This is a genomic window from Streptomyces sp. NPDC007856 (assembly GCF_042868225.1).
Taxonomy (GTDB): domain Bacteria; phylum Actinomycetota; class Actinomycetes; order Streptomycetales; family Streptomycetaceae; genus Streptomyces.
This window is the reverse complement of sequence record NZ_JBIAEC010000065.1, coordinates 1-8188: the sequence shown is the minus strand read 5'-3', so window position 1 is coordinate 8188 and position 8188 is coordinate 1. Positions and strand designations below refer to the sequence as shown.

General features: G+C 67.3%; 8 protein-coding genes and 2 pseudogenes. 5 read left to right on the top strand and 5 right to left on the bottom strand.

Annotated features, from left to right (window positions below):
* Both ACFYOH_RS44035 and ACFYOH_RS44030 read right to left on the bottom strand, forming a co-directional pair.
* On the bottom strand, positions 1-184 hold a 184-nt coding region (locus ACFYOH_RS44035), incomplete at its 3' end, for a transposase (protein WP_143657585.1).
* A 131-nt stretch (positions 185-315) separates the two neighbouring features.
* Positions 316-1035 carry a hypothetical protein gene (locus ACFYOH_RS44030; protein ID WP_388637817.1) on the bottom strand — a complete coding sequence of 240 codons (720 nt, stop codon included), beginning with the start codon at positions 1033-1035 and terminating at the stop codon, positions 316-318.
* Positions 1036-2181: 1146 nt separating this feature from the next.
* Here ACFYOH_RS44030 and ACFYOH_RS44025 point away from each other — a divergent pair.
* From ACFYOH_RS44025 to ACFYOH_RS44005, 5 genes are all read left to right on the top strand, one after another.
* Positions 2182-2613, top strand: coding sequence for an integrase core domain-containing protein (locus ACFYOH_RS44025; RefSeq protein WP_388637815.1), 432 nt, complete (start codon positions 2182-2184; stop codon positions 2611-2613).
* Positions 2614-2687: 74 nt separating this feature from the next.
* Complete coding sequence (locus tag ACFYOH_RS44020; RefSeq protein WP_388637813.1) at positions 2688-2888, top strand: hypothetical protein; 201 nt, start codon at positions 2688-2690, stop codon at positions 2886-2888.
* A 161-nt stretch (positions 2889-3049) separates the two neighbouring features.
* Positions 3050-3181, top strand: coding sequence for a hypothetical protein (locus ACFYOH_RS44015; protein WP_385310461.1), 132 nt, complete (start codon positions 3050-3052; stop codon positions 3179-3181).
* 619 nt (positions 3182-3800) lie between these two features.
* Entirely contained in the window at positions 3801-4943 is a 1143-nt protein-coding gene (locus tag ACFYOH_RS44010; RefSeq protein WP_388637810.1) for a globin domain-containing protein, read from the top strand.
* Between the two features lie 159 nt (positions 4944-5102).
* On the top strand, positions 5103-6236 hold the full coding sequence (locus ACFYOH_RS44005; RefSeq protein ID WP_388637807.1) for a nitric oxide synthase oxygenase: 1134 nt from the start codon (positions 5103-5105) through the stop codon (positions 6234-6236).
* Positions 6237-6272: 36 nt separating this feature from the next.
* On the opposite strand, the pseudogene ACFYOH_RS44000 reads toward ACFYOH_RS44005, so the two are convergent.
* From ACFYOH_RS44000 to ACFYOH_RS43990, 3 genes and pseudogenes are all read right to left on the bottom strand, one after another.
* Positions 6273-6380: pseudogene (locus ACFYOH_RS44000) on the bottom strand (IS5/IS1182 family transposase); the annotation flags it as partial.
* A 221-nt stretch (positions 6381-6601) separates the two neighbouring features.
* Positions 6602-7507, bottom strand: a complete 906-nt coding sequence (locus tag ACFYOH_RS43995; RefSeq protein WP_388637804.1) for a tetratricopeptide repeat protein — start codon at positions 7505-7507, stop codon at positions 6602-6604.
* Positions 7508-7624: 117 nt separating this feature from the next.
* Positions 7625-8101, bottom strand: a pseudogene (locus tag ACFYOH_RS43990) (transposase); the annotation flags it as partial.
* Positions 8102-8188: the final 87 nt, after the last annotated feature.

The window sequence follows — 8188 nt, the reverse complement described above, 5'->3', positions numbered from 1 at the left end:
AAGGCGGCAGAGCCCGCCAGGCGCAACCGCTGACCAGCACGTAGATGATCGCCGCGAACAGCGTCTCATCAGGCGTGTCCTGCGTTCCGCCGCCCTGTGGCCGCACCTTCGACGGTGGGATGAGCGGCTCGGCGATCTCCCACAGCCCGTCCGGAACAATCCAACTCCACGTACCCCGCCCCATAGACAGCCCAACGAGCGATCACCACATAGGACACGCTCTAAGGACGTTGCGCTCATCTTCGGCTAACCCCGGGAGCGCGGAGCGACCCGTCTTTGAAGGAACACCCCGCGGTTACGGGACAACCTTTGGGCTCACGGTGGTGGTGTGCAGCGCCGGGGAAGTGTGACCGTACCGGGCTTGTGCTTGAACGTGTCCATCACGAGCCACTCGTCCAACTCGGGGTCATAGAGGTTCTGGATGCCGAATTGCAGCACCTGCCAGAACGTGCTCCGGTCGTCCTGATCCACATAGATGTCGCCCAGGGCAACGGGGAACCGCAGGAATTTCCCCGGAGGCCGTTTCGGCAGGACGACACCGACCCTCCAGTGGTTCACGTGCCGGTTCGGTCTCCGCTGGAGAATCTCCCGCCCGACGAACCGTGCGCCTCGGAATGCCTGGTTCAACTGGTTGAGGTCGAAACCCGGGATCTGTGAGCACGGATGTTGGGTCAGGCCGGGCCACTTGTAGGTCAGCGTGTAGAGCGTGCCGTGGTAGATCAGGTTTGTGAACCAGATCGGGTACCGCGGGCCTCCCGCGATCATCTGGCTGTCGCCGTTTCTCCCCTCCCAGCTGAACGGGACCGTGATGCCCAAGTCCCGGACAACCCACTTGCCCTTCCCACGAAAGTCTCGAGGTAGGCGAGGGGGAAGCGGCGTCGGCGTGCTGGGCCGTTCTGCCGTCACGGTCGCGAACGACTGCGCGACTGCGGTCCGCGTTCCGGCATGGGCCGGCGGCAGCACCGTCGAGACGATGGCGGTCGCACCGGCGAGAGCCGCCGACGCTGTCGCCCGATGTGTGATTGTCCAGCGCATGGTCTCCCTCGACTGTCGCATCAGGCGCCGTCCTGGCGGGGTTCTGGCCCGGAGATGCCGCCCGGTCGCCACCTCTGGATGGCAGGAGCGCACCAAGTGGCATATTCCCTACCAGATGACTGGAGGGATGACGCTCAGCCGAGCCGCACGACCCGACTCGGCTCCTGGTCTTTCCCCTGTACGGCGGGGCGGCTGGGCCGCGACTAGTGCAGTCCGCTACGCGCTCCTGGACGGCGGCTCTGAGCCGGCGAACCATGTACTGAGGACCTCGCCGCTGGATGGGGGACTGGACACGCCGTCGGCCTGCGGCTACAGCACCGGCAGGCTCGTTGTCGGCTCGCGCGCTGAGACGTCGCGTACACCGGAGAGCACATGTGGTGCCTCACTGGACACTACCGGTCGTTCGTGCAGACCACGGCTGCCTCCTACCACCACTGAGGTGGGATCAGTACGCCTTCGGTGTGGTCGGCCCCGCGCGGCCGGACTGACGGGCGAACTCGGCAGGTGTCTGTCCGTACTGGCGCTCTGGCCCGTTCGAGCCTGCTGCGGTGGATGTACTCGGCGGCCGCGAACGCCCGGTGCAGCCTCCGTACCGAGACATTGAGCTCACGGGCCAGCATCGACGGGGAGAGATCCGGATCGGCAAGCTGACTGTCCACGACATCTTTCGCCGCTTGGACGAGGACGAGGCCAAAACGGGTCTCAGTGCCGCTGGTCTTCCCTGTCCCGCTCGGAAACTCGATTCTGGACGTGACCTGCACGATCGTCCACCAGAGCATGGACCGCACACGGGGTCGGGGACGATCTTCCGATGGTGCTGTCGGTCATCACCGCCCTGGTCCGGAACCTGGTCGCAGCGCCCGCTGCTGTGCTGCCCGTGGGTCGGCGGGCGGCCGGGTCGGTGACCTTGACCTGATCCTCCGCCTGGTCCGAGAGAACCCGTCGGGGGCTACCGCAGAGTGCACGGCGAACTCGCCACAACCTGGTCCGACTTCCTGCACTCCCAGGCCGACGCAATCCTGGCCTGCGACTTCATCGAGACCGTCACCCTGACCGGCCGAAGCCAGTACATCCTCGCGATCACCGAGCACGTCACCCGCCGCGTCCGGATCCACGGCGCCACGGCGCACCCCACCGCCGCGTTGGGTGAGCCAGGCCGCACGAAACCTGGTGATGGACCTGGAGGACGCCGGGACCACCGTCAAGTATCTGATCCGGGACCGGGACGCGAAGTTCCCGGCACTCTTCGACCAGCTCCTGGGCGAGGCCGGCATCCAGGTCGTGCACACCGGCGTCCGGATGCCGCGCATGAACTCAATCATGGAGCGCTGGGTCCAGACCTGCCGCCACGAACTTCTGGACCGCACCCTCATCTGGAACGAGCGCCACCTGCGCCACGACCTCCGCCAGTTCGAGGTGCACCACAACACCCACCGACCCCATCAAGCGATGAACCAGGCCGCACCACTGCGCGCTGTCCTCGAACCGATCGCCGATATCGGACGGATCTCCCGTCTGGACATACGCCGCCGGAACCGGCTCTCCAGAGTGATCCACGAGTACCGACACGCTGCCTGACCTGGTCGGACGAAATATTCGGCAGCCGCAGGGTCGGCACCGTCCGCCGCGAGTGCACCGACCGCCTACTCATCATGAACGAACGGCACCTGCGCACCGACCCGAACACCTACACCGACCACTACAACCGGCACCGCCCCCGCCGATCCCCACACCAACGATCTCCCCAAGCCTCGGAGACCAGCCAGACGGCACCTGTCATCCCCTTCGGTGGCCGCGTCCGCCGCACTCAACTACTCGGCGGCCCCATCAACGAGCACCAGCAAGCAGCCTGACGGCATGAACACAAACGGCCGGATCATCAGCCCGAACCAGGGTTTTCACGCGGGTCACCCATACCGCTGCCCGGGAACCCGAGTGCCCCGGTTATCCGGATTTACCGACAGAGATCATGTTCATCTCGGTGAATTCACTTGGTATTACGCTGTCGTGAGCCATGACTTCTGAATCCACCGCAGCTCCCGACACCGACTGGTTTCGGGTGGCAATTCGAGCGGGCTTCGGCATCTCACCGGCAGAAGCGGACGCGGATTTCGCGGAGTTGCCGGGCTGCCGCGCCGCGGTCTGATTCCGGCCGGATCCACACACTTCCTCCGGTCGGTTCCGCGCCCACTCCCCCTCCTCGGCGCCGAACACACGCGTGCCAGGCCGGCCTGTGGCACGTACGTGCGCGAGTCGGGGCGAGGTCGTGCCTATCCTTTGGTTGACGGGTGAAGATTGTGTATTAGGGTGAATGCGGTCCTGTCGATCGCCACCGAACGGCAGGACATCCCAGGGAGTTCCGCCCCGTCCGTTCCCAAGTTGCCTGTGTGCCAGTCAAGTTGATCCCTGGCGTCGTATCGAGACGGCGCCACAGCCGAATGGCGGACCCTTTCTGGGTGCTGGATGGGCATCCGGCACAGCGGAACCCCGTGCCGGTCATCGGCCTGTCCCGGCAACCGCGACCGGATGTGCAGCGGTCCCCGCTCCCCACTGCTCTGACACTGAATTTCCCTCATGGTGATGACGATTCAATCTGAAGCGGGAGGCGCCCGGTGATATTCTCCCGTGAGTCGCGAGGACGCCGTGACGCACCGGATGCCACGGCGCAGTCACCGGAATCAGCAGCGCTTCCTTCCACTCCCTCGCCCCCGGCGCCGAGTCCGCTGCCGGACCTCGTGCCGCTGACTGCGGAGGAAATCGCCCTGATGCGCGCGAGTGTGGCCGTGGTCGGCGCGTACGCAACGGACATGACGGTGTATTTCTACGCCATTCTGTTCGCACGCTACCCCGAGGTGCGCGGGCTCTTCCCGGACAACCTGGACGTCCAGCGCGACCGGTTGCTGCGCGGGCTGCTGCAGATCGTCGACCTCGTCGACGACCCGGAGAACCTGATCCGGTTCTGCGGCCGGCTCGGTCGCGACCACCGCAAGTTCGGGGCGCTGAACGGCCACTACCCCGCGGTGGGCGAGTGCCTGCTTGCATCCCTGGCCCGCTACGCCGGCCCGGCGTGGAGCCCGGAGCTGGCCGCCGCATGGACGCACGGATACGGCGTCGTCGCGCAGGTGATGATGCACGCCGCAGGGGAGGACGCTCGCACGGCGCCCGCGGTGTGGGAGGCGGAGATCATCCACCACCTGCACCGCGGCCATGGCATCGCGGAAATCACCGTGCGGCCCGACGCGCCCTACCCGTACACGGCAGGCCAGTACGCGAGCGTGGAGACGCCCTGGCACCCCAAGACGTGGCGCTACTACTCGCCCGCGCACGCGCCGCGACCGGACAACACCGTGACCTTCCACGTGCGTGCGGTCGCCCAGGGCCAGGTCAGCCAAGGCCTGGTCTACAGCGCCAAGCCCGGGGACATGGTGCGGCTCGGACCCACTCAGGGCGACATGACGCTCGACCCGCGCAGCGACCGGGATCTGGTGTGCGTGGCCGGCGGGACCGGCATGGCCCCCATCAAGGCCCTGGTCGAGGACGCGGCCCGCACCGGGACAGAGCGCTACGTCGACGTCTTCGTCGGCGCTCGGACCGCCGAGGAGCTCTACGGCCTGGACGACATGCTCAGGATGTCCCAGCGGCACCACTGGCTCTCTGTGCGGGCCGCGGTGTCGCACGAGCGTATTGCGGGGCTGGAGGGTAGCCTGCCGCAGGTGCTGAACGAGTTCGGGCCGTGGTATCGGCACGAGGCGTTCCTCTCCGGCCCGGTGGACATGGTCACGCAGGCCAGCGCCACCCTGGCCCGGCAGGGCATCCCGCAGGAGCGGATCCATTTCGACCCCTTCGACGTGCCCGCACTCGAGGCCGCGTTACTGCCCCGGAAATTGCGGGAACCGCCCGAGGACTGAGCGGCCGGCCGACCCGGCCCCGGCCGTGCGGCCACTCGCTTGCCGCGCCCGCCTGCCGGACTCGGCAGCGCCCCGTCCGCTCCCGGCCGAGCGGCCGCCGTACCACCGCCGGCGCCCCGGGTTCGTGTGAGCACCAGACCCCGAGCAGGAGAGAATCCGATGCAACTCCCCCCTTCGTCCGACCCGGCTCCGCGCCGCCCATCGGCGCACGAGGCCGTCCTGGCGGCCGCCGAGGTGTTCATCCGGCAGTACGCCGCCGAGAACCCGGGCGACGGCGACCCGCGTAGACGGCTCGCGGAGGTCACCGCGGAGGTGGAGCGCTTCGGCACGTACGAACACACTGCGGCGGAGGTGGCGTACGGCGCGCGGGTGGCCTGGCGCAACGCGGCGCGCTGCATAGGCCGGCTCTACTGGAACAATCTGATCGTGCGGGACCTGCGGCACGTCACGCATCCCGACGACATCGCCAGTGAGTGCTTCGAGCATCTGCGGATCGCGACCAACGGAGGCCGTATCCGGCCGGTCATCAGCGTCTTCGCCCCCGATCGCCCCGGCCGTCCCGCCGCCACGCTGCTGGGCGAGCAGTTGGTGCGCTACTCGGACGACCCGCGCAGCACCCAGCGGGTGGCGCTGGCCCGGGACTTGGGCTGGAAAGGCGGTGAAACACCCTTCGAGATAATGCCGTTGCTGGTGCAGCCCGGCTCCGGCCTGACTCCGGAGTTTTACGAGGTGCCCGAGGACGCCGTGCTGGAGGTGCCGTTGACGCATCCGCGCCATCCCGGGTTCGCCGCCCTCGGTCTGCGCTGGTACGCGGTGCCGGCCGTCAGCGACATGTCGCTGGAGATCGGCGGGGTCACGTACCCGGCCGCGCCCTTCAACGGCTGGTACATGGGCACCGAGATCGGCTCGCGCAACCTCGCCGACACCGACCGCTACAACCTGCTGCCCGCCGTCGCCGAGCTGTTCGGCCTCGACACCCGCAACGAGCGCACTCTGTGGCGCGACCGCGCCCTGGTCGAGCTCAACCTGGCGGTCCTGCATTCTTACGAGCAGGCGGGGGTGAGCATGGCCGACCACCACACGGAGTCGCGGCGGTTCCTCGCGCACGTGGACCGCGAGAGGCGGCACGGGCGCCCGGTGCCGACCGACTGGAGCTGGATCGTCCCGCCCCTGTCCGGAGGGGCGACCGCGGTGTTCCACCGCTACTACGACCCCGAGGATCCCGAGCTACGGCCGGCCTTCGTGCACCGGACCGCAGAGGCGCCGCAGGGGTGCCCCTACGGCGCGGCCTGAGAGGGCCTTTGAAATAGGCAGATTGCCCTTGATGCCCTAGTAAGTTCCTCGCCACGTGGGGGTGGTCTCGTCCGTTATGCGCCTGGCGAGGCTGTCGACCGAAGCCATGTGGATCACGGCTTCGGTGCTGCCGGTGCGGGTCTCCTAAGACTTGTCCCGTAACTGATCTTCGACTGCAGCACGTGGATGTCCCTGTACTGGGGAGCTCCGAGCCATGCGGCCGAGAGTGGGTTGTGAAGGCGGGCGGCGCCAAGCATGGCGTGGACGCCGTCGCCCTTGACGTGGCAGTCGCGCGGGAACTTGGGCTTGGGTCGCGCTGCCGGGCACTTGCCGGCTGGAGCTGCTGCTCGTGACGGAGCGGAGCCTCAGCTGTTCTGAATGCGCCGGGCCGCAGCCACGAGTTCGGCCGGCAGTGCGGGACCAGCGCACGCGTGATCCATCAGCAGGTCCCGGTACGAGTCGTTCGGCAGATTCGGCGCCAGTTCTATGAGTTCGCTCAGATCGGCACGCGAGCCGGTCAGTCGTGCACGGTAGGCAGCTCCGGCCGCCCGAAGTGAGAGCTCAGCCGGCTCGTACCTCATCCCCTGATCGATCAGCCGGACCGCGGAGGTGAAGTCGCCCTGCTCAGCACGCACATCGGCCAGGTCGAGATAGAGCGACCAGTTGGCCGGGTCCAGGGCAAGAGCGCGCTCGAACGCCGCCACGGTCTGATGAAGATCACCCAGCTTCCGCCACGTGCCCGCTCGCACAACTTCCGTCAGCATGATCCGCTCAACGGAGTCCGCCTGGTCGCAGAGGACAAACGACGCATCGGTGAGACCGCATGCCCGCAGCAAGATCGCCATCTTGGCCAACGCCTGCGGCAACGGCTGGCGGGCAGAGACCACGTCGATGGCTTCGAACCAGGGCCGAAATCGTTCCCGCATGCTTTCGGTGTCCAGATCACGGCCATAGTCCATCGTTCGCATTGCGGCCTCGGCCAGCGCATCGGCACTCACCACACCGAGAAATCGTTCATCGCCGAACCAGGGGGCTTTGGCCCAGGCGATGTCGGGTCGCACACCCGTGACCGACCCGATCGCCAGCGCCGCGCCGTCCATGTCGTCCCGAAGAAAGCTGATGTACGACTGCGCCAGTACCGTCCTCAAGGAGTCGGCACCCTGAACGACCTCGGCCAGCTCCAACGGCTTGTCCCTCCACAACTCGGCAAGAACCGCATACGGCTCGGGGTTCTCAGGTGCAGAGGCGATGGCACCCGCCAGGTAGTGCACGGACGCTGATGGGCTGCCCCCGCAGTGCGCCATCACCCGCGCGAGACCTACTCCAGCTGCTAGGTCACGTCCACTGGAGTGGTGTATCGGCGGCCACTCGGTGATCTCGTTTTGAGGCTAAGCGGTGAGTTCGGTGGGCAGGACGGTCTCATCGGTTTCTGACTCGATCGGGTGGAGCCGGGCCTTGGCCAGCAGTTCCAGCCCCATGTAGCGGCGGGCCTCGGTCCACTCGTCGTTCTGCTCGGGCAGGACCGCGCCGACCAGGCGGATCAGGGCGGTGCGGTCGGGGAAGATGCCCACCACGTCGGTGCGGCGGCGGATCTCCTTGTTCAGGCGTTCTTGCGGATTGTTCGACCAGATCTGCCGCCAGAGCTCACGCGGGAACGCGGTGAACGCCAGCAGGTCTGCCTGTGCGGCATCGAGATGCTCGGCGGCCTTGGGGAACTTCGCCTCCAAAGCGTCCAGGACGTGCCGCATCTGGGACCGGACGGCGTCAGTGTCGGGCTGCTCGAAGACTGTCCGCAGCAGGGTGGCCACCCATGGCTGAGCCGACTTGGGAACCTGGCTCAGCAGATTGCGGGCGTAGTGAAGCCGTAAAGAATCAACCTGTCGGTGTGTCGGTTTCTTCATGCGAGGCGGCAAGGAGATCGGGGGCGGTGCGGTAGCGGGTCGTGGCCGGGG